General features: G+C 51.4%; 25 protein-coding genes and 1 pseudogene. 23 read left to right on the plus strand and 3 right to left on the minus strand.

The annotated features are described in order from the left end of the window. The first annotated feature begins 37 nt into the window (after positions 1-37). Positions 38-1087 carry a glycoside hydrolase family 88/105 protein gene (locus B5F07_RS01735; protein WP_087159565.1) on the plus strand — a complete coding sequence of 350 codons (1050 nt, stop codon included), beginning with the start codon at positions 38-40 and terminating at the stop codon, positions 1085-1087. Continuing rightward, positions 1084-2343: a rhamnogalacturonan acetylesterase gene (locus B5F07_RS01740; protein WP_087159566.1), complete on the plus strand. Its 1260-nt coding sequence runs from the start codon at positions 1084-1086 to the stop codon at positions 2341-2343. The genes B5F07_RS01735 and B5F07_RS01740 overlap by 4 nt, the downstream gene beginning before the upstream one ends. A 118-nt stretch (positions 2344-2461) precedes the next feature. On the opposite strand, the gene B5F07_RS01745 is transcribed toward B5F07_RS01740, so the two are convergent. Further along, positions 2462-3346 carry an AraC family transcriptional regulator gene (locus B5F07_RS01745; RefSeq protein ID WP_087159567.1) on the minus strand — a complete coding sequence of 295 codons (885 nt, stop codon included), beginning with the start codon at positions 3344-3346 and terminating at the stop codon, positions 2462-2464. Between the two features lie 312 nt (positions 3347-3658). Between B5F07_RS01745 and B5F07_RS01750 the strand changes: the two genes are divergently transcribed. The 4 genes from B5F07_RS01750 to B5F07_RS01765 all read left to right on the plus strand — a co-directional run bounded on the left by B5F07_RS01750 (position 3659) and on the right by B5F07_RS01765 (position 11522). Beyond that, the gene (locus tag B5F07_RS01750) at positions 3659-4783 is read left to right on the plus strand and encodes a glycoside hydrolase family 88/105 protein (protein ID WP_087159568.1); all 1125 of its coding nucleotides are present in this window, start codon (positions 3659-3661) and stop codon (positions 4781-4783) included. 107 nt (positions 4784-4890) lie between these two features. Then, positions 4891-6288: a rhamnulokinase gene (rhaB, locus tag B5F07_RS01755; RefSeq protein ID WP_087159569.1), complete on the plus strand. Its 1398-nt coding sequence runs from the start codon at positions 4891-4893 to the stop codon at positions 6286-6288. A gap of 32 nt (positions 6289-6320) precedes the next feature. Beyond that, on the plus strand, positions 6321-7577 hold the full coding sequence (locus B5F07_RS01760) for an L-rhamnose isomerase (protein ID WP_087159570.1): 1257 nt from the start codon (positions 6321-6323) through the stop codon (positions 7575-7577). 288 nt (positions 7578-7865) lie between these two features. Next, entirely contained in the window at positions 7866-11522 is a 3657-nt protein-coding gene (locus B5F07_RS01765) for a glycosyl hydrolase 115 family protein (protein WP_087159571.1), read from the plus strand. A gap of 15 nt (positions 11523-11537) precedes the next feature. Here the strand turns inward: B5F07_RS01765 and B5F07_RS01770 are convergent, their stop codons facing one another. Continuing rightward, positions 11538-12053: a DUF6512 family protein gene (locus tag B5F07_RS01770; protein WP_087159572.1), complete on the minus strand. Its 516-nt coding sequence runs from the start codon at positions 12051-12053 to the stop codon at positions 11538-11540. A gap of 93 nt (positions 12054-12146) precedes the next feature. After that, a complete protein-coding gene (locus B5F07_RS01775; protein ID WP_087159573.1) occupies positions 12147-12872 on the minus strand; it encodes a phosphatase in 726 nt (241 codons plus the stop codon). Positions 12873-13092: 220 nt separating this feature from the next. Here B5F07_RS01775 and B5F07_RS01780 point away from each other — a divergent pair, with 220 nt between their 5' ends. From B5F07_RS01780 to B5F07_RS01860, 17 genes and pseudogenes are all read left to right on the plus strand, one after another. After that, positions 13093-13914, plus strand: a complete 822-nt coding sequence (locus B5F07_RS01780; RefSeq protein WP_087159574.1) for a class II aldolase/adducin family protein — start codon at positions 13093-13095, stop codon at positions 13912-13914. Between the two features lie 60 nt (positions 13915-13974). Then, on the plus strand, positions 13975-14511 hold the full coding sequence (locus tag B5F07_RS01785; protein WP_087159575.1) for a GlcG/HbpS family heme-binding protein: 537 nt from the start codon (positions 13975-13977) through the stop codon (positions 14509-14511). Beyond that, positions 14502-15890, plus strand: coding sequence for an aldehyde dehydrogenase family protein (locus tag B5F07_RS01790; RefSeq protein ID WP_087159576.1), 1389 nt, complete (start codon positions 14502-14504; stop codon positions 15888-15890). The genes B5F07_RS01785 and B5F07_RS01790 overlap by 10 nt, the downstream gene beginning before the upstream one ends. 63 nt (positions 15891-15953) lie before the next feature. Further along, complete coding sequence (locus B5F07_RS01795) at positions 15954-17168, plus strand: zinc-dependent alcohol dehydrogenase (RefSeq protein WP_087159577.1); 1215 nt, start codon at positions 15954-15956, stop codon at positions 17166-17168. A gap of 13 nt (positions 17169-17181) precedes the next feature. After that, positions 17182-17535 carry a BMC domain-containing protein gene (locus B5F07_RS01800; RefSeq protein ID WP_087159578.1) on the plus strand — a complete coding sequence of 118 codons (354 nt, stop codon included), beginning with the start codon at positions 17182-17184 and terminating at the stop codon, positions 17533-17535. A 19-nt stretch (positions 17536-17554) separates the two neighbouring features. After that, positions 17555-17830 carry a BMC domain-containing protein gene (locus B5F07_RS01805; RefSeq protein WP_191403718.1) on the plus strand — a complete coding sequence of 92 codons (276 nt, stop codon included), beginning with the start codon at positions 17555-17557 and terminating at the stop codon, positions 17828-17830. 41 nt (positions 17831-17871) lie between these two features. Next, positions 17872-18156 (plus strand): BMC domain-containing protein, encoded by a 285-nt coding sequence (locus B5F07_RS01810; RefSeq protein ID WP_087159580.1) that lies wholly within the window; start codon positions 17872-17874, stop codon positions 18154-18156. 140 nt (positions 18157-18296) lie between these two features. Further along, positions 18297-18575 carry a BMC domain-containing protein gene (locus tag B5F07_RS01815; protein WP_140397973.1) on the plus strand — a complete coding sequence of 93 codons (279 nt, stop codon included), beginning with the start codon at positions 18297-18299 and terminating at the stop codon, positions 18573-18575. 85 nt (positions 18576-18660) lie between these two features. Continuing rightward, positions 18661-19311, plus strand: a complete 651-nt coding sequence (locus B5F07_RS01820) for a phosphate propanoyltransferase (RefSeq protein WP_087159582.1) — start codon at positions 18661-18663, stop codon at positions 19309-19311. Next, positions 19305-19571: a EutN/CcmL family microcompartment protein gene (locus B5F07_RS01825; RefSeq protein ID WP_087159583.1), complete on the plus strand. Its 267-nt coding sequence runs from the start codon at positions 19305-19307 to the stop codon at positions 19569-19571. The genes B5F07_RS01820 and B5F07_RS01825 overlap by 7 nt, the downstream gene beginning before the upstream one ends. A 7-nt stretch (positions 19572-19578) precedes the next feature. After that, positions 19579-20926 (plus strand): annotated as a pseudogene (locus B5F07_RS01830) (SLBB domain-containing protein). Next, the gene (locus B5F07_RS01835) at positions 20919-21467 is read left to right on the plus strand and encodes a BMC domain-containing protein (RefSeq protein ID WP_087159584.1); all 549 of its coding nucleotides are present in this window, start codon (positions 20919-20921) and stop codon (positions 21465-21467) included. The pseudogene B5F07_RS01830 and the gene B5F07_RS01835 overlap by 8 nt, the downstream one beginning before the upstream one ends. Positions 21468-21552: 85 nt before the next feature. Continuing rightward, complete coding sequence (locus B5F07_RS01840) at positions 21553-22323, plus strand: DeoR/GlpR family DNA-binding transcription regulator (RefSeq protein ID WP_087159585.1); 771 nt, start codon at positions 21553-21555, stop codon at positions 22321-22323. 12 nt (positions 22324-22335) lie between these two features. Beyond that, positions 22336-23481: a 1-propanol dehydrogenase PduQ gene (locus B5F07_RS01845; RefSeq protein WP_087159586.1), complete on the plus strand. Its 1146-nt coding sequence runs from the start codon at positions 22336-22338 to the stop codon at positions 23479-23481. Positions 23482-23629: 148 nt separating this feature from the next. Further along, positions 23630-24205 (plus strand): HD domain-containing protein, encoded by a 576-nt coding sequence (locus B5F07_RS01850; RefSeq protein ID WP_087159587.1) that lies wholly within the window; start codon positions 23630-23632, stop codon positions 24203-24205. 2 nt (positions 24206-24207) lie between these two features. Beyond that, the gene (locus tag B5F07_RS01855) at positions 24208-24993 is read left to right on the plus strand and encodes a ParA family protein (RefSeq protein WP_087159588.1); all 786 of its coding nucleotides are present in this window, start codon (positions 24208-24210) and stop codon (positions 24991-24993) included. 13 nt (positions 24994-25006) lie between these two features. Beyond that, positions 25007-25975, plus strand: a complete 969-nt coding sequence (locus B5F07_RS01860) for an AraC family transcriptional regulator (RefSeq protein WP_087159589.1) — start codon at positions 25007-25009, stop codon at positions 25973-25975. Positions 25976-25994 lie beyond the last annotated feature (19 nt).

A 25994-nucleotide genomic window follows, 5' to 3' on the forward strand; every position in this document is an offset into this window, starting at 1 on the left:
GATTTATATATATCTATAAAATGAGGAGGTTCGACAAATGGGAAAACTGAATTTTGACAGAGCGCAGATTGAGGATGCGATTGACCGCGTGGTGGAGCGCACGAAACGGATGGATATGTCCTGGGACTGGCCCTGCGGGGTTGCCTATTACGGGATCGCGGAGGCTTATGAGATTACGGGAAAACAGGAGTATCTTGATTTCCTGAAGGAGAGAGTGGATGAACTGATCAGCCTGGGGCTTCCTGCGTGGACGGTGAACACCTGCGCCATGGGACACTGCCTGATCACCCTCTACCAGGCCACCGGGGATGAGAAATACCTGGATATTATCAGGTCAAAGATCGATTATCTGAGGAATGATGCACTCCGCTTCGGCGATCACGTGCTGCAGCACACCGTTTCCGCAAACAATGATTTCCCGGAGCAGTGCTGGGCGGATACGCTGTTTATGGCGGCGTTCTTCCTGCTCCGTTACGGCGTGATGACAAAGGACGAAGAGATTATCGCGGACGCGCTGAACCAGTATTACTGGCACATCCAGTATCTTCAGAATGAGGAGACGGGGCTGTGGTATCACGGCTACAATAACATTACAAAGGATCATATGTCCGGGTTCTACTGGGGCAGGGCAAACTGCTGGGCAGCCTACACCATGAGCAAGGTGGGACGGATCCTGCCGGAGTGCTATCTGTATCCCCAGTATCTTGAGATCGTGGGAAGTCTGAACGAACAGCTCTCCGCCCTGAAAATGCTGCAGACAGAGAACGGTCTGTGGAGGACGATCCTGGATGATGAAGGTTCCTATGAGGAACTGTCCGCGTCTGCGGGAATCGCAGCGGCTATGACGCTGAAGGCGAATCCTCTCCATATTAAATATGTAGAGAAAGCCATCGACGGCGTGCTCGCCCATATAGCCCCGGACGGAAGAGTGACGGATGTCTCCGGCGGCACGGCAGTGATGAAGGACCGGGACGGCTACCGCAATATTTCCAAAAAGTGGATTCAGGGATGGGGTCAGGGAATGACCCTGGCATTCTTCGCGGCTGTCCTGGATTATGAGAACCTTGCAGGAGACGGGGCGCTGTGACGGCGTATGGATTTCAGCCATTCCTGAGGCAGGAAAACAGCGGGAAAGAATTCGCGATTCCCGAGATCACGGACGGGTTTCTCGCGCCCGGGGAGTCTGATGCCGCCGGGGATGCACCGGAGATAACGGCTGCTGTGGAAGGAATGGTTCCGGTAAGTTTTATGACAGAAGAGCTTCCCCGGGGGACTTACCGGGTTCAGATTACCCTGCGGGCACTTGATGATGTGGAGCAGTTGAGGGTTTTTGCCGGGAGAAAACAGTTAAGGGCAGTCGTGTCACTGAAAAAAGGGGAGGAATACAGAGCTGTTTATTACCAGCATCTCTGCGAGATCATTCCCCGGTGGCACACGGAGGAATGGACGGCAAAACGCCTGTTTGTCTCTTATGCCGCCCGGAATTCGGAGAGCATCTCCATGGAAGAATGCTCTGCGGCTCCTGCGGAAAATGTTCCGGTGGTCTGGCTGTGCGGTGACTCTACGGTGACCGATCAGGCGGGAGAACTGCCGTATAATTCCGGAGCATGCTATGCATCCTGGGGGCAGGCGCTTCCCGCGTTTCTTGACGGAACGGCAGTGGAAAATCAGGCACACTGCGGACTTACCACGGAGTCCTTCCGGGAGGAGGGCCACTTTGATATCGTGATGCGTCATATCAGAAAAGGGGATTTCTGTCTGTTCCAGTTCGGGCATAATGACCAGAAGCTGCCTCATCTGATGGCAGATACCGGATATTACCGCAATCTGGTCCGCTTTGTGGACGAGGTGAGGCAGACCGGGGCACAGCCGGTTCTCGTCACGCCTCTGGGACGCAATATCTGGAAAAAGGACGGTTCCTACAACGATCTGTTAAGTGAGTATGCAAAGACTGTTGTCCGTGTGGCAAAGGAGAAGAAAGTTCCCTGTATTGATCTGCACGGCGCATCGGTCTGCTTCCTCAACAGACTGGGAATGGCAGACGCGCGGGGATATTTCCATCCCGGGGATTACACCCATACCAACGAGTACGGGGCGTACCGGGCGGCAGCATATATCGCGGAAGAACTGGCGCGTCTGTTCCCGGATATCTTCCCACTGGGGATTACCGGGACGCAGAGTGTGGAAAAGTTCATTCCGGAGCCTGGACTGTGGGAAAAACTATCCGGAAAAGGTCCGGACCAGGATACCTCGACCCAGCGGGAACTGTTTGACAAGGAAGAGAAAGATGCACGAGCGCTTCTTGCAGCAATCGAGAGCGCAAAGGAGGCAGCACGGCGGTAAGCCGGGGCTGCCTCCTCTGTTGAACGCAAAATAGTTTGAAAAACTTCTTCCCCGGGCAAGATAGTATGAGAACCCGCCTCCCGCCTGTGCTAAGATCAGTGCTGTAAAGAGCCTGAAATCAGCGGGACTGCGGGCGGGTGAGTCCGGACAGGGTTCTGCGGTACTTCAGCGGGGAGACAGAGAGGTAGGTTTTAAATACTTTTTCAAAATAAGTAATACTCTCGTAACCGACTTCCGATGCGATCTCGGAAACGCTCAGGGAAGTCTCCTCAAGGAGCTGCCGCGCCTTCTTTGTTCTCAATATATTGACATATTCGTTGATGCCGTAACCGGTGACTTCCTTGAAGGAGCGGCTTAAGTAGTATCTGCTCAGGAAGAATTCACCTGCCAGCCGGTCAAGGGAAATGTTTTCTGTATAATGTTCACTTAAATAATCTGCAATCGCATAGATGGTCCGGTACCTTCCGCTGCCGGAAGGGGACGCTTCCATACGGACGGGTGTTTCACTGCGCCTTTCGCGCATGAAGCCCACAAAGTAGCGGATAATCTCCGTGTCCATCATGATCCCGTAGTTTCTGCTCTTCTGATCAGACTCGCGCCTCAGAGCGCGGTACATGGCGAGAAAATCTTCCTGCTGGCTGCCGGTGAGTTCATAGACTCCGTAGTGCTCTCTGAAAAAAGAGGCGAGATTCAGCCGGGGAAAAATCCGGTCAAATTCTTCAGTCTTTGCCTTTTCCAGATAGAGGATGATCCGTTCATAGCCGGTCTGGTCTCCGGGAACCGAATGGGTCATATGGATCTGGTTGCTGTCCACAAGAATCAGGCTCCCCTTTTTGATCAGATAGGAACGGTTGTTGAAGAAGAAAATCCGTTCCCCTTCAAGGAGCAGATAGATCTCATATTCATTGTGGAAATGCTTGGAACTCATGTTGAAGCCGGGCGGGCGTTTCATGTGTTCCAGGGCGATGCCGCCTCCTGAAAAGTAATAAATGGTCTGATCCATAAAAAGGCTCCTTTCCGGGATGATAATGTGTCATTCCCATTATAGAGAAGAAAAAGAAAAAAATCTACAAAATCAGGCAAATGAAAGGATTGTACGTTATTTTTCATACGTCTGCCAGTCATCCGGTTGTACTGCCCCATATTGCCCCGGCGGCCACGCTTTCGCTCGGGAGTGGAACGCAGCGGCACTAAGGCTGCAAAAGACGCAGCCCAAGGGCCGGCGTTCCACTACGGGCCTTCGTGACAACATGGAGCAGTACAACCTGGAATCTGGCGAGGGTGTGAAAAGCAACAAAAGTACAGGTGAAAGAGGATGAAAAACATGAAAAAAGAACAGATCGAACAGAAACTTGCGCTTGTGATTGACAAGCTGATGAATCTGGGAGGACCGGAAAACGAGGAGGAGCTCAAAGAAGGCGGAGAGGCTGTCGGGTTCTTCCGCCGGGATTTCGGCATTGCGGAGTGGGACTGGCCGCAGGGCGTGGGGCTGTACGGGCTGTTAAAAATCATGAAGTACCAGGGAAATGAGGACTACAAAGAGTTCCTATACAACTGGTTTAAGGGAAACATTGCCGACGGGCTGCCGTCGAGAAATATCAATACCACCACGCCCCTTCTCACTCTGGTGGAATTAAATGAGTGGTACAACGACAAAGAATTCGAGGACCTCTGCCTGGACTGGGCGGACTGGCTGATGAACTGCATTCCCCGCACAAAAGAGGGCGGCTTCCAGCATGTCACAAGCGCCAACGGCGACCGTCAGGGGGTGCGGCTCAACGAGAGCGAAATGTGGATCGATACTCTGTTCATGACTGTGCTCTTCCTGAATAAAATGGGACAGAAATATCAGAGACAGGAGTGGATCGACGAGTCCATCCATCAGGTGCTTATGCACATCAAATATCTCTACTGCACGCGCACGGGACTGTTCTATCACGGCTGGTCCTTCAACCGGATGGATAATTTCGGAGGCGTCTTCTGGTGCAGGGGCAACAGCTGGTTTACTCTGGGAATTCTGGACTATGTGGAGATGTTTAAGGGGACCCTCAATGCAGGCGTGAAGACACTGATCATCGATAATTACAGGGCACAGGTGAGAAAGCTCAAAGAACTTCAGAGCAAAAGCGGTCTGTGGCACACGGTTCTGGACGACTCCACGAGCTACGAGGAAGTATCCGGTTCTGCAGCCATTGCAGCGGGTATTATGAAAGGAATCCGCATGGGAATCCTGGATGATTCCTATCTGCCCTGTGCGCAGAATGCGGTTCAGGCAATCCTGAAAAATATCGACAAAGACGGCACCGTGCTGAATGTATCCGGCGGCACCGGTATGGGATACGATGCGGACCACTATAAGAACATCCTTATCGCGCCCATGGCTTACGGCCAGTCGCTGACCATACTGGCTCTGGCGGAGGCACTGAAGCTGGCAGACTGATCCTGCAAAAAAGGACGCTTTTTTTCGCAAACAGCGTCCTTTTTTTGTGCGCTTTTACCAATTATAATGTAAACAGAGTGTAAAAAATACAAAGGAGGTACAAATCGATGGAGAAATATTATCTCGCCATTGATATCGGAGCGTCCAGCGGCCGTCATATGCTTGCCAGCATGAAAGACGGGAAGATTCAGCTCGAGGAAGTGTACCGTTTCCCGAACGGCATGGACGACAGGAACGGAACCCTCTGCTGGGATACGGAGCGTCTCTTTACAGAGATCAAAAACGGTCTGAAGAAATGTAAAGAGATCGGAAAGATTCCGGTATCCATGGGAATTGATACCTGGGGAGTGGACTATGTTCTTCTGGACAAGGATGACAGGATCCTGGGAGATACTGTGGGATACCGTGACAGCCGCACAAACGGAATGGACGACAAGGTTTACGAGATCATCTCACAGAGCGCACTGTATGAGAGAACCGGAATCCAGAAGCAGATCTTCAATACGATCTATCAGCTTATGGCGGTGAAAGAGACCCATCCGGAGTATCTGGAGCAGGCAGAGACATTTCTGATGATTCCGGATTATTTCCATTATCTGCTCACCGGTGTGAAGAAAAACGAGTACACCAACGCCACGACCGGACAGCTCATCAGCCCGAAGACGAACGACTGGGACTATGAACTGATGGAAATGCTCGGATACAATACGAAGATGTTCCAGCCTGTTTCCATGCCGGGAACCGTAGTCGGAAACTTTACGGAAGAAGTGAAAAACGAAGTCGGATTCGACTGTACCGTAGTCCTTCCGGCAACACATGATACGGGAAGCGCTGTCCTTGCCGTTCCGACCAACGATGACAACGCGGTGTACATCAGTTCCGGAACATGGTCGCTGATGGGAATCGAGAGGAAAGAGGCGGATTGCTCCCTGGAGAGTATGAAAGCAAACTTTACGAATGAGGGCGGTTATGACCACCGCTTCCGCTTCCTCAAGAATATCATGGGACTGTGGATGATCCAGTCCGTGAAGAAAGAATTTACCGAGGATCTCTCTTTTGCGCAGATCTGCGAGATGGCGTCCAAAGAGACAATTTCTTCCATCGTGGACTGCAACGATGACTGCTTCCTCGCGCCGAAGAGCATGATCGAGGCAGTACAGAAGTTCTGCCGTGATACAGACCAGCAGGTGCCGGAGACCGTAGGCGAGATCGCTTCCGTGATCTACAACAGTCTGGCAAAATGCTACGGCGATACGGTGAAGGAGATCGAGGATATCACCGGAAATAAATACGATACGATCTATGTCGTAGGCGGCGGTTCCAACGCAGAGTACTTAAATGAACTGACGGCAAAATATACGGGAAGAAAAGTTTCCGCAGGTCCGTCCGAGGCCACAGCCATCGGAAATGTCATCGTGCAGATGCTGTATGACGGCGTGTTCACAAGCCTGCCGGAGGCGAGAACCTGCGTGGGCGAGTCCTTTGACGTGGCGATTTACGAGTAAATACAAATAAAAGAAAAGGAAGGGATAGAAAGATGACAGTAAAAGAAAGATATGAATCTGCAAAAGAAATTTACGCAAAAGCAGGAGTAGACACAGACAAAGCCCTGGAGATCCTCAAAGGGATTCCGGTATCCATGCACTGCTGGCAGGGAGACGATGTAATCGGCTTTGACCAGAAGGAAGCGCTTTCCGGCGGTATCCAGACAACAGGAAACTATCCGGGCAAGGCTACAACTCCGGAAGAGCTTCTTGCTGATATGGATGAAGCAATCAAGATGATCCCGGGGACAAAGAAGATCAATGTTCACGCATCCTATGCAATCTTCGAGGACGGCGAGTGGGCAGACAGAGACGCTCTGGAGCCGAAGCACTTTAAGAAATGGGTGGAGTTCGCAAAAGCACACGGCATGGGACTGGATTTCAACCCCACATTCTTCTCACATCCGAAGGCTGCTGACTACACACTGACAAGCCCGGATGAGGAGATCCGCCAGTTCTGGATCCGCCACGGACAGGCATGTGTGAGAATCTCCCAGTATTTTGCAGAAGAGACGGGAATGCCCTGTGTAATGAACATCTGGATTCCGGATGGATTCAAGGATATCCCGGCTGACAGACTGGGACCGAGAGCAAGATACAAAGACTCCCTGGATCAGATCCTGAGCATTGACTATGACAAGACAAAAGTATATGTGTGCGTAGAGTCCAAGGTATTCGGTATCGGACTTGAGGCATATACGGCAGGATCCGCAGAGTTCACCATGAACTATGTGGCGAACAAGGAAGGAACCATCCCGCTGATGGACAACGGACATTATCATCCGACTGAGATGGTATCCGACAAGATCTCTTCCATGCTTCTGTTCCACGACAAGATCGCTCTTCATGTGACAAGACCGATGAGATGGGACAGCGACCATGTAGTGCTCCTCGACGACGAGACAAAAGAGATCATGAAAGAGATCGTCAGAAATGACGCACTTGACAGAGTGTTCATCGCAACAGACTACTTTGATGCAAGTATCAACCGTATCTCCGCGTGGGTAGTCGGCATGAGAAACATGCAGAAAGCACTCTTAAACGCACTGCTTCTCCCGAATGAGAAGTTAAAAGAGCTTCAGGACAACATGCAGTTCACAGAGCTGATGATGAGACAGGAAGAACTCAAGACATACCCGATGGGAGATGTATGGGATTACTACTGCGAGATCAGCGGTGTTCCGGTGAAAGAAGCATGGTTCGAAGAAGTACAGAGATATGAGAAAGAGGTACTCTCAAAGAGAGCTTAATCCTTTCTATATATAATTGTTTTTGATAACAGATTCTTTTCAGAAAAGAAACAAATCCAAACCCAAACAGGGAAGGGGGGCGTAGCCAGGGTATAATTCCGGATGCGCAGCCCCTTCCCTGATTTTGTGATTATTGGCGGGCAAGTAGAAAGCAGTACCTATGGTATCAGAAGCTGAACTGGGGTGTGAACTGGGGTGAAACCCTGCCTGCCGTTATAATCTTTATTTTCTGCCAGAAATATCTGGCGGAAGGAATCAGTACATCAGGTCTAAAAGGATAAACATAAAATGAAAATAATTGCGGAAAAAGGAAAAATCTGTAAGATAAGTATTTCCTGCAGGGAATCGTCGGCAGTGAAGAGAGCTGCCGATGACCTTTGCAGGGACCTGGAGAAAATATGCGGCTGCAGAGCTGTACTGTCCGGGGAAGAGGAGAACGAAGAATGCCAGATCTGCCTGGGAACGCTGGGGGTTAGCAGCAGAATTACCGAAATGGCAGAACAAGGAAGACTGAATCTGAACGGAATCCGGGACGGACAGGGGCAGATCCGGCGGGAAGGGTTTGTCATCCAGCAGACGGAGGACTGCCTTTTTCTCGTGGGGGCAGACCGCAGAGGAACCATTTACAGCATCTATGATTTTACGGAGGCACAGGGAGTCTCACCCTGGTATTATTTCGCGGACGTCCCGGTAAAGACAAAGGAGAAGATTGCGTACGGGGACGGTTATCTAAAGTCAGATTATCCTTCTGTAGAGTACAGGGGGATTTTTCTGAATGATGAGGAAGAGCTGAACGCATGGGCGAAGCTGCACACACAGGACGACACGATAGGTCCCGAGACTTATGGCCGCATCTTCGAACTGATCCTCCGGCTCAAGGGCAACTATATCTGGCCTGCCATGCATGTGAACTATTTTAATGAGAACCCTGAAAACGGCCGGTTGGCAGACTCTATGGGGATTGTTGTGGGTACTTCCCACTGCGACATGCTTCTGCGCAGCAACCAGAACGAGTGGAAGCCGTGGATTGAAAAGAAAGGATACACAGATGTGTCCTACGATTATTCCATAGAAGGAAGGAACAGGGAGATCCTGAAGGAGTACTGGAGGGAGAGCGTGGAGCAGAATAAGGATTTTGAAGTCTGCTACACCATCGGCATGCGCGGAATCCATGATACCGGATTTGTAACTTCTGCGATTGACGGTGATTCCGGGCTTACAGAGGAAGAGAAAACAGAAGCAAGGGTGAAGCTTCTGGAGAAAGTGATGCTTGATCAGCGGGAAATACTAAAGGAAGTGCTCGGCGAGGAAAAGGGAAAGCGGGCAATGCAGACATTCATCCCTTACAAAGAGGTTCTGTCTCTTTACGACCGGGGACTGAAGGTCCCCGACGATGTGACTGTGATCTGGGCAAATGACAACCATGGCAATATTCGGCGCTATCCCGATAAAAATGAGCGTAAGAGATCCGGGGGACACGGACTGTATTATCATAATTCCTACTGGGCTCCGCCGCCGATGAGCTATCTTTTTATCAATTCCATACCTCTGGCGCATACGGGCAATGAACTGCGCAAGGCGTGGGAATCGGGAATACGGAAATTATGGGTGCTGAATGTGGGAGCACTGAAACCTCTGGAGCAGGATGTGGAATTTTTCCTGCGCTGCGGCTGGGATGCAGGGAAAAAGGACAGTATCACGAAAGATACAGATGCTTTTGTAGAAGACTGGATAAACAGAAATTTCTCCGGTATGCACGGGAAGATGGCGGCGGCACTCTACAATATTTATGCACAGACCACCAATATGCGCAAGGTGGAACATATGGATAATCATGTGTTTTCTCAGACGGCCTGGAACAACGAGGCAGGCAGGAGAGTGCTTCGTCTCAAAGAGATGTTTGACGGGGGAAATGCCATATATGCGGCCCTTCCGGACCAGGAAAAGGATGCTTTCTTTCAGATGTTCCTCATGAAAATGCACGCTTCCTATTTTACGGCGCTGGAGTATTATTATGCCGACAGAAGCCAGCTCTCTTATAACAGGGGAAATATGGCGGGAGCCGATGAATATATCCGCTTCAGCCGGAAAGCTGCGGGATACCGCAGGTGGATGATCCATTACTACAATAAGGTTATGGCAGGCGGGAAATGGGACCGGATACTGACCCCGGAGAGATTCTCACCGCCGCCCACCGCACTCTATCCTGCGGGCACTCCGGCCTTATATCTGGGCAAACCGGAGATGACCCTGTATATGGGAGAGACAGATCTTACCCGGGAAGGAACGATTACCTTTGATTTCTGGGGCAGCCATGTAAAAGCTCTGGAACTGGGCAATAAAGGCGCCGGGAAAATCTCATACCGTGCAGCTGTTACGGAGGGAAGCGAATGGCTGAAACTGTCCGGGGAAACAGGAGCATGTAATTCCGGAGCTTATAATATAGAAGAAATCCTCTATCTGGAAGCGAAAAAAAGCTGGGATGGTGAAAATAAAGAAGGAATTCTGGAGATTTGGGATGATACCGGCGGGAAGGTTTACCGGATTACTGTCCGCGGCAGGAAGAAGGGAGAGCCGGATGCCGGTTTCCGTGGATTTATCGAAGGAGACGGATGCATATCCATAGCAGCGGGAGATTTTACCGCGGAGTTCCCGGCAGGAGACTGCTGTTGGGAGAAGATCCCCCATATGGGAAGAGGACAGGGGGATGCCATGATGGCGCATAATCCGCACCTTGAGCCGCTGGAAGAGAGAAGACCGGACATTGCTGGCAGCCCGCGTCTTGAGTACTCTGTCTTTACCGTAACAGACGGCCCCTGCTGTCTGGAAATCCATCGTGCGCTTACTCTGAACTCTACGGGACGGATCCGTCTGGCTGCAGGGATCGATGATTTGCCTCCGGTGATTCTGGAATCTGAGATTCGGGATGAATGGCTGGGAGACTGGAAAAACTGCGTGATGAACAACGGCGAGAAGATGCGGGCTTTTCTGCCTTTTGTAGAGAAAGGCCCCCATGTCGTCAAAATCTTTATGATAGACAATTATGTGACGTTTTCCAGTCTGGTGCTTTATACCGGTGAGATCACGGAGTCTGATGCGGGACCGGAGGAGAGCTGCAGAATCATATCAGGTCAGAGAGAACGGTCCGGGAAGCAAAAAAGAAGGCTGCCGTTTTATCCTGTGCCGGATGAGACCGGGATGGACCGGTTCCTTCTGGAGATGTACGGGTACAGAGAAGAGAATGTTCCGCTTCTCCCGGTAGTGTATGCGGGGAGGGATTTCTGGAAAAAGGATATTCTCTATATGGAGAACGAACAGTATGAACAGAAGATCCTGGGAAACAGAAAATACACTGCCGAAAAGAAAAAGAATCCCCGCGGCGTATTCGCTTACTTTGGCAGGGGATACTTCCAGGAGCGGGACGGACGGCTTGCCATAGAGGCAGAGTATGCCATGGAAAATTCCTATTTTGCATGGCTTACGCCGGATCCTGACCACGGAAATATTTCCTGGACGCATCTGCAGGCGGAGACGAATGGAGGTACGGGTTTTGCCATGTACGTAAAGAAAAGGGGGATGTTCTGGGAAGAACCATTCCTGGCGCCGGGCATGCATTACCGGATCCGGATTGAGAATCCGGGATGCTACCATATCTGGCTTCTTCTGCGGTTTTTTGACGAGGAGTCGGATTCCTGCTTCTTCGCTCTGGACGGCGAGGTGCAGCCTTTGCAGGAACAGCTGTCGGGAGGCAGTCTGTTTACCTACAGCACGACACAGGTATACTTCTGGAGTCTTGTGACGGATATGTACTTTGAAAAAGGGGTTCATCAGTTCTCGGTCATTGCCAGAAAGTCAGGTCTTCGGATTGACCGGATTTACTGCACGGCAGGCGAGGAGCGCCCGCCTGCGGATGCAGAATGGACAGAGCCCGAAAGAAAAGAATAACCATGCGGGTGCCGTTTACGGCACCCGGAACAGCCCGAGCTCCGGCGGCGCAATCGTAAAGACGAAAAACAGGACCGCCATCAGGGCGCACAGGAGCCATACGCCGGTGCGGTGCCGGTAGAGAAAATCAGACTCGCGGAACTTCCAGGCGGTCCAGAAAGCGATGAGAACACTGATAAAAAATACCGCAATGTCCACGGCGGGAATATTCTTCCCCACAATGCCGGAATACGTGTAGAAGAGTACCGGGATGCAGAGCGTTCCGGTCAGGTTTCCGGCAAGGAGTGCTGCCGGAAGTACGGGAGAAAATCCGGATGCCCTCTTCCGGGTGAGAAGGGTAAACAGCAGCAGGGGGAAAAAGATAAGTTTCATATGTTCCCAGGTAGATTCATTGACCGGGAAAAACAGGGCGGCAAGACTGTTCTGACCGCTCCAGTCATAGAAAAAATGTGCCAGCGTCCCGATTACCCAGGTAAAGAGGATGCCTCCGGCAATGTAATGTCTGATTTTTTTCATAATCATCACCTGCATGTAAAAATGTCACCTGCACATTGTATGTGCAGGTGATAAATATTATACATGATTTCCGCCATCTGCGGCGGAAGTTAATACATCTTTAACTTCTTATTTATCTTTTCTCAAGAACTCCAGAAATCCTTCCGCCGACCGGTTCAGGATCAGCCCCTCCGGGATCTGCGCCCTTCCGGCAAGTTCCTCCGCATAAGCAAAATCTCCTATATGCGCCGTCCCGTGGCTGTCACTGGAGAAGAGCACCGGATAGTGAAAGTGGGCGCTTAAGTTCAGGATCACCAGATCCGCGAAACGGGTGTCGCCCCGGTAACCTTCGGGGCTTAAGGAACTGTTGTTGATCTCCAGCAGAATATGCCTCTTCCTGGCTTCGAAAAACAGCCGGAAGGGATCTGCGGGAAAGTGGGTGTCGCTGCAGTGCCCGATAACGGTCACATACGGATTCGCCATGACGCGCAGATAGGTCTCGGTATTTTCTTCTTTTGATCCCGGTTTCAGAATCGGGCGGTGCATGCTGGCAATGACGAAATCCAGCCGGGACAGAACTTCATCCGGCAGGTCCAGACGCCCCTTCCTGTCGACAATATTCGCTTCCGCGCCATAGAGCATCCGCACGCCCAGACGTTCCTTCTGTGCATTGGCAAGGCTTCGGAAATAGGAGGCTCTGCCCCCGCCGAATGTCCGGGGACCGTGGTCGGAGATGCCGAGCATCTTTATGTTCCGGGCGGCAGCAGCTTTCGCCATATCTGTGATCGTGGCGGTGGAGCCGTGTCCGCTTGCGATTGTATGAGTATGAATATCCAGTTCATATCTGACGGACATGAAACAGACCTTCCTTCTATATTAATAGTACGCAGTGTATCTGCAGGAATAACACTATATTCAGTATGAGGGATTTTGTGGAAGTTGTCAATGGAAAAACGCATAAAACAAACAAAAAACAACAGTGAAATAAGTTGACTATTGTGGGATTGTGTGGTAATATTCAAACAGAAACAACACAAAACAAAATGTTTTGTCAGAAATCCAAGGAGGAGAAGAAATGCAAAACGAATATGAGATCAAAAAAGAAATGTGTGAGATCGGAAAGCGCGTTTACAACCGCGGAATGGTTGCATCCAACGACGGTAACTTTTCCGTAAAGCTTAACGATCACGAATTCCTCTGCACACCGACAGGCGTAAGCAAAGGATTCATGACACCGGAATTTATCTGTAAAGTAGACGAGAACGGAAATGTTCTTCAGGCAAATAAAGGATTCCGTCCTTCCTCAGAGATCAAGATGCACATGCGCGTCTATCAGAAGAGACCGGACGTAAAGGCAGTGGTACATGCGCATCCGCTTTATGCGACAACATTTGCCATCGCAGGTATCCCGCTGACACAGCCGATCATGCCGGAGGCAGTCATCGCCCTGGGATGTGTTCCGATCGCAAAATACGGCACACCGTCCACCATGGAGATCCCGGATGCGGTAGAGCCGTATCTTGAGCATTTCGACGCAGTTCTTCTTGAGAACCACGGAGCGCTGACATTCTCTGACAGCCTTCTGAACGCATACCACAAGATGGAGTCTGTAGAGTTCTACGCACGTCTGCTGTACCAGACCATGCAGATCGGCGGACCGCAGGAGTTCAGCCCGGAGCAGGTTGAGAGACTCTATGAGATCAGAAGACAGATGGGCATGAAGGGCAAACATCCGGCAGATCTGTGCCCGAACGCAAGAGCAGGAAAACCGAGCTGCCACACATGCGGCGGCGGATGCGGCGCGAAGACAGTTGCTTCCTCTTCTTCAGCAGATGCAGCGGATGCTGATCTGGTGGCTTCCATCACAAAGAAGGTTATGGAGCAGCTTGGACTGTAATCCCCGGCGCTGACCGGAAGGATGATCAGATTCCAAATGAAGTGACAGAAAGGATTTGCTATGAATGAACAGGACATTTCCAATGCAGTGAGAGCTGTGCTGGAGCAGATGAAAGGGACAGGAAGCTGCCGGGAAGAAAGCCATCAGGAAAAAGGGCATGTCTGTAAATGCAGAAAGAATGCCATGACTCTGGACAAGGCGAATGCGCTGATTGAAAAGGTCAGGGCAAAAGCGGAGCAGATGGGAATTCAGGTGGTGATCGCTGTCGCAGACAAGGCCGGAAGACCGGTCGCCGTCCAGTGTATGGATGACGCGTACATAGCAAGTTTCGATATTGCAGTGAATAAAGCTTTCACATCCGCAAGCCTGAAGATGTCCACCGAACAGCTTGCAGGCTTAAGCCAGCCGGGACAGTCCCTTTACGGGATCCAGTTCACCAACGGCGGGAAGATCGTGATCTTCGGAGGCGGCGAGGTCCTCGAGGCAGACGGGAAGATCGTCGGAGCGCTCGGCGTAAGCGGCGGTTCCGCCCAGGAGGACACTTCTCTTGCAGCTTACGGAAAGGAAGCTTTTAAGGAGGTATTAGCGTGTCTGTAAATGAACAGATGGTTCAGGACATTGTGCAGGAAGTTCTGGCGAAGATGCAGATCGCATCTGATGTGACCGGCAGCAGAGGCGTGTTCAAGGATATGAACGAAGCCATTGCGGCGGCCCAGAAAGCCCAGAAGACGGTGGCGCGGATGTCTCTGGACCACAGAGAAAAAGTGATCTCCAATATCCGGAAGAAGATCAAGGAGAATGCGGAGATTCTGGCACGCATGGGCGTGCAGGAGACCGGCATGGGAAATGTCGGCCACAAGATCCTGAAACACATTCTTGTCGCTGAGAAGACTCCGGGAACGGAAGATATCACAACGACGGCGTGGTCAGGCGACCGGGGGCTTACCCTGATTGAGATGGGACCTTTCGGAGTTATCGGAGCGATCACTCCGTGTACGAACCCAAGCGAGACGGTTCTGTGCAACACCATCGGAATGTTTGCAGGAGGAAATACCGTGGTATTCAATCCTCATCCGGCTGCGATCAAGACTTCCATCTATGCGATCAATCTGCTGAACGAGGCTTCCGTGGAAGCCGGCGGTCCGGATAACATTGCATGTACGGTGGAACATCCCACACTGGAGACAAGCGGCATCATGATGAAGCACAAAGCCATTCAGCTTATCGCCGCTACAGGAGGTCCGGGAGTGGTTACGGCAGTCCTCTCTTCCGGAAGGAGAGGGATCGGCGCCGGAGCGGGCAATCCGCCGGCACTGGTCGATGAGACTGCAGATCTGCGCAAGGCAGCGGAGGATATCGTAAACGGATGTACCTTTGACAATAACCTTCCGTGCATCGCGGAGAAAGAGATTGTAGCAGTGGATTCCGTTGTGGATGAGCTGATGAGCTACATGATAAATGAACAGGGATGCTACCTGGCTTCAAAGGAAGAGCAGGACGCCCTGACAGCGGTTGTCTTAAAAGACGGCAAGCTGAACCGGAAATGTGTGGGACGGGACGCAAAGACGCTGCTCGGCATGATCGGCGTGACAGTTCCGGACAACATCAGGTGTATTACATTCGAGGGACCGAAGGAGCATCCTCTGATCACCACAGAGCTGATGATGCCGATCCTCGGTGTGGTGAGAGCGAAAGATTTTGACGATGCTGTGGAGCAGGCTGTATGGCTGGAGCACGGCAACCGCCATTCCGCCCACATCCATTCCAAGAATGTGGATAATATTACAAAATATGCAAAGGCGATCGATACAGCGATCCTCGTAAAGAACGGCCCGTCCTATGCGGCGCTGGGATTCGGCGGGGAAGGCTTCTGTACATTTACGATTGCCAGCAGGACAGGCGAGGGCCTTACAAGCGCGAGCACATTTACCAAGAGAAGACGCTGCGTGATGACAGACAGCCTGTGTATTCGATAAGCCATGCACTTATGGCACTGTGCATAGCGAAGAGAGAAACAGAAACAGGAGGTAGACAAGAAAATGGAAATGAATTCCGCTAATGTAGAAGCCGTTGTTAAACAGGTGCTGGAAAGCATGCTGGAGAAGAAGATCCCTTCCCAGGGAACAACACAGCCGGCAGCAAGCCAGGCGATTCCGAAGACAGCACATGTTGCCATGCTGACGGCTCTGGAGCACTATGACATCAAAGAGTTCCCGATCCCGGAAGTGGGAGACGGAGACATCCTCGTAAAAGTAGAGGGATGCGGTATCTGCGGAACAGACGGACATGAGTTCAGAAAAGATCCCTTCGGACTGATCCCGGTAGCACTCGGACATGAGGGAACCGGCGAGATCGTGAAGATGGGTAAGAACGTGAAGACAGACAGCGCAGGAAAGCCGCTGAAAGTGGGAGACAAAGTCGTTACCTGCATGATCTTCAAGGATGACCCGGAGATCGAGATGTTCGACCTGAACAAGAAAAATGTAGGCGATGCTGACGTATACGGACTTCTTCCGGATGACGACATCCATCTGAACGGATGGTTCTCGGATTACATCTTCATCCGCGAGGGATCCACAGTATTCAACGTAAGCGACCTTGACCTGAAATCCCGTATCCTCATCGAGCCATGTGCGGTTCTTGTCCACGCGGTAGAGAGAGCAAAGACGACAGGCATCTTAAGATTCAACAGCAGAGTTGTTGTACAGGGATGCGGACCGATCGGACTGATCTGTATCGCAGTGCTGCGCACCATGGGAATCGAGAACATCGTGGCAGTAGACGGAAACCAGCAGAGACTTGAGTTCGCGAAGAGAATGGGCGCGGACAAATCCGTAGACTTTACACAGTACAAAGAGATTGAGAACCTTGCAGGTGCGGTAAAAGACGCATTCGGCGGACACCTTGCAGACTTCGCATTCCAGTGTACAGGATCACCGGTGGCACATTCCAACATCTACAAATTCATCCGCAACGGCGGCGGACTGTGCGAGCTGGGATTCTTCATCAACGGCGGAGACGCTACGATCAATCCGCACTTTGACCTGTGTTCCAAGGAGATCACACTGGTGGGATCCTGGGTATACACACTGAGAGATTACGCGACGACATTTGACTTCCTCAAGAGAGCGAAAGCGATCGGACTTCCGATGGATGATCTGATCACACACGAGTTCCCGCTGGAGGAGATCAACGAGGCTCATCAGACAAACCTTGCAATGAAGGGACTCAAGATCGCTATTGTAAATAAATAGCAGGTGATATATTATGGGAGAAGCAGTAGGAATGCTGGAAGTATTCGGACTTGCCACAGCGTTTGCCGCGGCGGACGCCGGATGCAAGGCCGGAAATGTCCGGCTTGAGACGTTCGACAAGAACAAACCGGCAAATGCAGACGAACTGCCCGTACCCCTGATCGTTATGGTCAAATTCCGCGGGAGCGTATCCGATGTGGAAGCGGCCATGGAAGCCGCGAAGAGAAGGGCAAACGAACTTGCCGGGATCGTGGCGGAATATGAGATCGCAAGGCCCACGGAAGATACGGAAAAGATGCTTAAGATTACCGGGCTGGATAAAGGAAAACCACATATTGTCAGTGAAAAAGATATAGAAGAGATTTAGGAGGAAAAGAAAAATGGCAATGGCACAGCAGGCATTAGGAATGATTGAGACAAGAGGACTTACTGCAGCGATTGAGGCAGCAGATGCAATGACAAAATCAGCAGAGGTTACTCTGATCGGAACAGAGAAGATCGGAAGCGGACTGGTAACAGTAATGGTACGCGGCGATGTCGGAGCTGTCAAGGCAGCAGTTGAGGCAGGATCAGACGCAGCGGGAAGACTCGGCGAGCTTGTTGCTACACATGTAATCCCGAGACCGCACAACGATGTAGAGAAGATTCTTCCTACAATCTAGTTATCGGTCGGATCTGCAGATTAAAGTAAAGGAGCAGTCTCATGGGAAAAGCGTATGGGTTCTTTGAGATCCCGAGTGTGACGGCGGCGGTGGTTGCCGTAGATATCATGTGCAAGACTGCAGATGTGCAGTTTGTCACATGGGAGAAAAAACTGGGCGGAAGACTTGTCACGATTATTATCCGCGGCGATGTCTCTGCAGTTACGCAGGCCATTGAAGCTGCCGCTGCAAATGGAATTAAGGAACCGGTCTGCCACGTTGTGATCCCGAGTCCTCACGAAGAGGTGCTCAAGATCATCAACAGCAGTGCAAACAGGGTTAGTTAGGAGGCAGTTTACCGATGGCAGATGAGAAGAAAACAACCGCCAAAGCGCCGGCAAAGACAGTGAGAAGAGTAAGAAAGACGGCGCAGCAGGCAGAACAGGTACAGGAACAGCCAGTAACAATTCAGAAGGAGGAAAGAAAAATGGCACAGGAAGCATTAGGAATGGTGGAAACAAGAGGTCTGGTAGCATCAATCGAGGCAGCAGATACAATGTTAAAAGCTGCTAACGTAGTACTGGTAGGAACAGAGAAGATCGGTTCCGGACTGGTAACAGTAATGGTACGCGGAGATGTCGGAGCTGTGAAATCCGCAGTTGAGGCAGGATCCGAGGCAGCAGGAAGACTCGGCGAGCTTGTTGCTACACACGTAATCCCGAGACCGCACAGCGATGTGGAGAAGATTCTTCCGGTTCTGAAATAATTGTCAGACATACCGGATGTTTCAGGGAACTGCCCGGTTATCCGCGGCAGTTCTCTGTGAATACCTGAACAAGGAGAATTAAGATATGGATAACAGCAATGTGGCATTAATTACAAAACTGGTCCTGGAAGCAGTTGAAAAACAGAAAGCTTCCAGGGAGACAGGCTTCCTCGTACCCATCGGGGTGTCCGCACGACATATCCATCTTACACAGGAACATGTTGAGGTTCTGTTCGGAAAAGGTTATCAGCTCACAAAGAAAAAAGAACTTATGGGAGGCCAGTTCGCATCCAACGAGATGGTCACCATAGTGGGGTTAAAACTCCGGGCAATAGAGAATGTCAGGGTGCTCGGCCCGGTGAGAAAACAGACACAGGTTGAGATCTCCGCGACAGACGCCATCCGTCTGGGAGTGAAGGCGCCCATCCGGGAGTCCGGTAATATCGCCGGAAGCGCTGCGATTGCAGTGGTCGGTCCGAAGGGAGCCATTTATCTCGACGAGGGCTGCATTATCGCAAAGCGTCACATTCACATGTCGCCGCAGGATGCGATGGCGGCCGGAGTGCATGACGGCGATATCGTTTCCGTAAAGGCGGACAATGAGAGAGGGACGATCTTCAATAACGTGCAGATCCGTGTGGACGACAGTTTTACACTGGAAATGCATATTGATACAGATGAGGCCAACGCTGCAAAGATTGCGACCGGTGACACAGTGAGGATAATATCATGCTGATAGGTAAGGTTGTTGGAAGCGTTGTTTCGACACGCAAATGTGAAAATTTAATCGGCAATAAATTTATGATCGTAGATGTTTTGGAACATATGCAGTCCGGTGCAAAACAGCTTATAGCAATCGATAAGATCGGTGCGGGAATCGGCGAGTATGTACTCGTGGCGCAGGGAAGTGCCGCGCGTGTCGGAAGCGGCATGCCGGATTCTCCTGTTGATGCGGCGATCGTTGGAATTATTGACGATGGAACAGGACTGGAGTAGTGAGATTATGGATATGAAAGAATTGAGCAGCATCCTGCAGCAAAACGGCGTGGTCGGTGCAGGCGGCGCAGGCTTCCCCACATATGCGAAGCTTGACGAGCGTGCGGAGACGATCATCCTGAACTGCGCGGAATGTGAACCGCTGCTGAGATTACATAGACAGTTGCTTGAAAAACATGCGGAAGAGATCATTGACATGTTCCATGTGATCGGCGAGACAGTCGGCGCAAAAGAACTGATCATCGGCATAAAGAAAGCATATAAGAAGACGATAGATGCGGTTGAAGCCGTGATTGGAAAATACCCGGAGGCAAGACTGGGACTGTTGGATGAGGTCTATCCGGCAGGAGATGAAGTGGTTCTGATCTATGAGGTGACCGGCAAGGTTGTACGGCCGGGAGGACTTCCGATAGAGAGCGGAGTCGCGGTATTCAATGTTGAGACTGTATACAATGCATACCGGGCGCTCCATGAGCAGACGCCGGTTGAGGACAAGCTGGTTTCTGTTGTTGCGGAAGTGGAGCATCCCGTTACCGTTCGTGTACCGATTGGAACTCCGCTGGATGAAGTGGTGGCAATGGCAGGACATGTGACGACACCGAATCCGGTTTACTTTGTGGGCGGTCCCATGATGGGAAGCATCGGAACAGGCGCACAGCCTGTGACGAAGACGACGAATGCGATTCTCGTCCTCCCGGAAGACCACTATATTGTTCAGAAGAAGCTGAAGAAGAATTCGATTGACATGAAGCGCGCCGCAGCGTGCTGCTGCCAGTGCTCCATGTGTACGGATCTGTGTCCGAGACATCTTCTCGGCCATCCCATCGAGCCGAACAAATTCATGCTTGCAGCTACATGCAAGGATATTCAGGAACCGGACATTTTCGTCAATACGATGTTCTGTTCATCCTGCGGCGTCTGTGAGCTGTATTCCTGCTTCCAGGGACTCTCACCGAGAAGCCTTATGGCAGAGTACAAGGCAGGCTTAAGAGCCCACGGCATCCGTGCTCCGAAGGTGGAGGCAAAACCGGTAGGACCTGAGAGAGAGTACAGAAAAGTTCCCATGGAACGGCTGATGGCGAGACTGGATCTGACGAAATATAACAGAGAAGCGCCTCTGGATGAATCCGAGGTGGCAGTGAAGAAAGTCAGAATTCTCTTAAGCCAGCATATCGGCGCACCGGCGTCTGCTGTTGTCAAGGCGGGCGACAAGGTGACAAAGGGACAGATGATTGCTGAGCCGGGCAAAGGGTTAAGCGTGGGAATCCATGCGTCGGTTACCGGAACAGTGACAGAAGTAAACGATAAGTATATTATCATAGAAACCTAAGGAAGGACGTGCAGGCAATGAGTAAGGCAATTGGAATGGTAGAATATAAGACTGTTTCAGCAGGCATTACCGCAGCAGATGCGATGGTAAAGACCTCTGATGTCAGTATAATTGAAGCTCAGACAGTATGTCCGGGCAAGTATATCGCGATCATTACAGGTGACTTAAGTGCCGTGAAGGCAGCAGTTGACAATGCCAGGGAACTGCACGGATTTCACCTGATTGACAGTTTCGTGCTGGGCAACCCCCACGAGTCGATCTTCCCGGCTATCTACGGAGCTGCGAAGATTGAGGACGTGGCTGCTCTGGGAATCCTGGAGACATACGACGCATCCTCCATCATCGTTGCGGCGGATGAGGCTGCCAAGACGGCGATTGTGGATCTGATCGAGCTGCGTATCGCGAGAGGTATGTGCGGCAAATCCTATATGCTGCTGACCGGTGAAGTGGCTGCTGTGGAGGCTGCCATCGAGCGGGCAAAGGAGTCAATCAAAGACAGAGGAATGTTCCTCGATTCTTCAGTTATTGCCCATCCGGATGCTCAGATCCGCGATGCGATTCTGTAAGGCTTCCCGGCGTAAGCCGGAGAATGCCTTTTGTGAAATAACTGTATCGGAAAAACCGTTTTTTCCATAGATGGGAGGCAGTGAATTGCTTGCGATAGAGAGACGTAATGAAATTTTGGAAAAGCTGCAGACGGACAGAAGAGTTGTGGTAAGCGAGCTGAGCCAGATCTATGACGTTTCGGAGGAGACAATCCGCAGGGATCTTGAAAAGCTGGTGAACGACGGATACGCCATCAAAAGTTACGGCGGCGCCGTCATCAACGAAAATATCAATATTGATCTGCCGTTTAACATCAGAAAAAACCGTAATATTGTGGGAAAACAGCACATTGCAGAGCTGATCGCCGACCGGGTCAGGGATGGCGACAGCATTATGATGGACGCCAGCTCGACGGCCGTCTATGTTGCAAAGGCGCTGCAGGAAAAAGGCAAAAAGAACCTGACCGTGATAACCAATTCCATCGAGATTATCATCGAGCTGTTTGATGCCCAGGACTGGACGATCCTCTCCACGGGAGGCGTTTCCCGCGAGGGATCTTTTGCTCTGGTAGGTCCCCAGACCGACCGGATGCTGAAGACCTATCACGTGGATAAGGCGATTATATCCTGTAAGGGAATCGACGTGACAGCGGGCATAACAGACTCGGACGAGCTCCACGCCAACAACAAGCGAACCATGCTGAAGGCGGCAAAGGAACGTATCCTGGCAGTTGACAGGAGCAAATTCGACAGGATCGCCTTTACGGAGATCGGCGCACTGGAAGAGATCTCCACGGTTATCACAGATGAAAAGCCTGAGGCAAAATGGCTCCAGGTCTTTCAGGATGCAGGTGTGGAATGCATTTATCCTGAATAGGAAAGGACGATTATGAAAAGCTTTCAGATTAAAACAAGAGTGAACTTCGGAGATCAGGCGCTTGACCGTCTCGCCGAGGTTCCGTACAAGAGAATACTTATTGTGACAGACCCGTTTATTGCTGAGAGCAAGATGATGGAGCTTGTACTTGATCCGCTCAGACGCGGAAATAAAGAATTCGAGATCTTCAGCGATGTAGTCCCGGATCCGCCGATCGGGAAGATCAGCGTCGGGGTGAAGAAGATGCTGGAGTACAGACCGGATGCAATCGTCGCAGTAGGCGGAGGTTCCGCTATCGACTCATCAAAATCGATCCGCGAGTTTGCACTGCGCGTGGATCACTACGGTGAAGTCGGCCTGATCGCGATTCCGACAACCAGCGGAACCGGATCGGAAGTTACTTCGTTCGCGGTTGTGACCGATCCGGCAGAGCAGAGAAAATATCCGCTCGTGTCCTGGGATCTGACCCCGGATGAGGCAATCCTGGATGCGGAACTCGTAAAGAGTGTTCCTCCTTCAGTCACAGCGGATACCGGAATGGATGTGTTCACCCATGCTCTGGAGGCGTGTGTGAGCATTAACCGGAATGATTTCTCCACCGCTCTTGCGGAAAAGGCAATTGAGATCTGCGGAGTCTTTCTGCTCCGGGCTTACCTGGACGGAAACGATACCCATGCACGCCAGAAGATGCACTCCGCATCCTGTCTGGCAGGTCTTGCATTCAATGTGGCGTCCCTCGGACTGAATCACGGTATGGCGCACCAGCTTGGCGCTACTTTCCATATCCCCCACGGACGCGCGAATGCCATGCTGCTTCCGCATATCATTGAGTTCAACAGTGATATCAACAAGCACAGCAAGAGCAGGACAGAATATCTTCCGGCCGTGAAGCGCTATTCTACAGTAGCGCAGATCCTCGGCTTAAGCAGCTATAACAAGATCATGACTGTCAGATCCCTTGTAAACTGGGTACAGTTCATGTTGAAAGAGATGGATATTCCGCTGTCGATCTCCCAGATGGGGACGATAACGGAGAAAGAGTATTTCGACGCCATTGACAAGATGGCGGAGGCTGCTCTGGAAGACAGCTGTACAGCCACAAACCCGAGGGTGCCGACGAAGGAAGATGTGATAAAGATCTACAAAGATCTGTGGTAAAAAAGATCCCGGAAACGGGATGTCGGGAAACCGCCGGATACTGCGGGAAATGTCAGAAAAAGACATTTCAGGGCGCAGTGGCCAGGCGGTTTTTTCTTGTGAACTTCTTCCGTGTGTGTTAAGATTTCTGTATAAGGAGGATACGCCGATGATAGACGATGCGATTGAGTTTGCTACAAAAGCCCATGACGGGCAGTTCCGCAAGGGGACGAGACGTCCCTATATTGTCCACCCCATTGAGGTGGCGGACATTGTTTCCACGATGACCAGGGACGAGGAGGTGATCTGTGCGGCGGTGCTCCACGACACCATCGAGGACTGCAGCGGGATCACAAAGGATATCCTGAAGCTCCAGTTCGGCGACCGGGTTGCGGATATGGTATCCCAGGAGAGCGAGGACAAGTCCCAGACATGGGAAGAACGGAAGGGAAATACGATTACCCGGCTGAAGGATGCTTCCGTGGAGGTACAGATGATCGGACTGGCGGACAAGCTTTCCAACATGCGAGATATTGACCGGGATTATCCGACCGAGGGAGAAGCGCTCTGGATGCGTTTCCGGATGCAGAGCAAATCCGCCATGGCGTGGTACTACAAGGGAATCCGGGATGTGCTGCGGGAGAATTTCGAGGGAGTGCCTGCATATGAGGAATACTGCAGACTGATCGATAAGAACTTCGGACCGGGACCGGCGGGAGAAGACTGGAGGAAAGGAGACAGTTAGAGATGGCATCGACAAAAGTAATCTGTTTTGCAAACAATAAAGGGGGAAGCGGGAAATCGACGACCTGTTCCAACGTGGGTTACGGACTGACGCAGCTTGGCAGAAAAGTCCTGCTGATCGACGGGGACATGCAGCTCAATCTCTCGCTTTCCCTTTTTGACGAAGACCGGGTTCTGGCATTCGCCCGGGGAGAGAAGAACCTGTATGAGGGGATCAGGCGGCAGGATGATCTGACGGATTATATTGTCCCGACCCCCTATGAGAATCTGGATCTGATCCCATCCTCCACGCTGATGAGCTCCATCGAGTACGAACTGTTCACCAAATGGCAGAGGGAGTATATTCTGAAAAAATGTATTTCGAAAATCCGGGAATCCGGGAGGTATGACTATATTCTGATCGATGCTCCTCCCACACTGGGCGGCTGGGTTATGAACATTCTCTGCGCGTCAGACGAGATCATCATTCCCGTAGAGGCATCCCCCTGGGGGCTTTTCGGGCTGGGGAACATGTTCGAGTTCCTCGAGCAGGTCCGGGAGATTGTGCCGGATCTGAAAATGGGCGGCATCGTGATCACAAAGGTGGATACAAGGAAGAATTACTTCCGCCAGACACTGGATACCTTGAAAGAACTGGATGACGTGAAGGTATTCGACACCTATATCCGGGTGGACAGCGGGATCGAGTGGTCCCAGGACAACAACGCTCCGGTGATGGCGTACAAGAAGAGCAGCAGAAGCGCGAAGGAGTATATGGAGCTGACAAAAGAGATCGACGCGGCAGAATAGAGGAGGTGGAAAGATGCACCGGCAGCTTCTTGAAGAGCTGGCAGTTATTACAGAGGAGGAACAGCGGATCCTGGACGGAAAAGACGAGATCGACCAGCAGATCTATATGGAAAAGAATGACAGGATTGTGGACAGCGGCAAGCTCCTGAAGAAAGGCAAACTGATCCAGGTGCGTCCCCATACCCGTTTCGTCCATTTCCCGGAGCATACCCACAACTATATCGAAGTGATCTACATGTGCCAGGGGACAACCACCCATATCCTCAACGGCAGCCGGGTTGTCCTGGAGGAAGGGGATCTGCTCTTTCTGAATCAGAACGCCGTGCAGGAGATCCTTCCCGCAGGCAGGGAAGATATTGCGGTGAATTTTATCGTCCTGCCTGAATTTTTTGACACGGCTTTTTCCATGATGGGAGAGGAGGATAACCTGCTCAAGGAGTTCCTTGTGGGCGCCCTCTGCGGCAGGGACGGGGAGATTTCCTATCTGTATTTCCACGTGGCGGATATCCTCCCCATCCAGAATCTGGTGGAAAACATGGTGTGGACGATCTTCTATGACACACCAAACAAGAGGAGCTGCAACCAGATCACCATGGGGCTTCTCTTTCTTCAGCTTCTGAATTACATGGACAAGATGGAGACAGGAGGCAGAAAGTTCGACACAGAGATTACAGCAGCGGTGTTCCGCTACATCGATGAGCATTACCGCGAAGCGAGCCTGAAGGAGCTGGCAGCGGAGCTGAAGTTCGATATATACTGGCTGAGCCGCGAGATCAAGCGGCAGACCGGCAGGACATATAAAGAACTGCTCCAGGAAAAACGGATGCAGCAGGCAGCGTATATGCTGACCAACAGCAGAATGTCGGTGTCAGAGATCATCAGTTCTGTGGGGTATGACAATACCAGTTATTTCTACCGGAAGTTCCGGGAACGGTACGGGGTGAGCCCCAAGGAGTACCGGGCAGCGGGGCGGACGGGATGAGGAAGAAAGATTCCGAAAT

Source organism: Lachnoclostridium sp. An169 (assembly GCF_002160525.1).
Classification (GTDB): domain Bacteria; phylum Bacillota; class Clostridia; order Lachnospirales; family Lachnospiraceae; genus Mediterraneibacter; species Mediterraneibacter cottocaccae.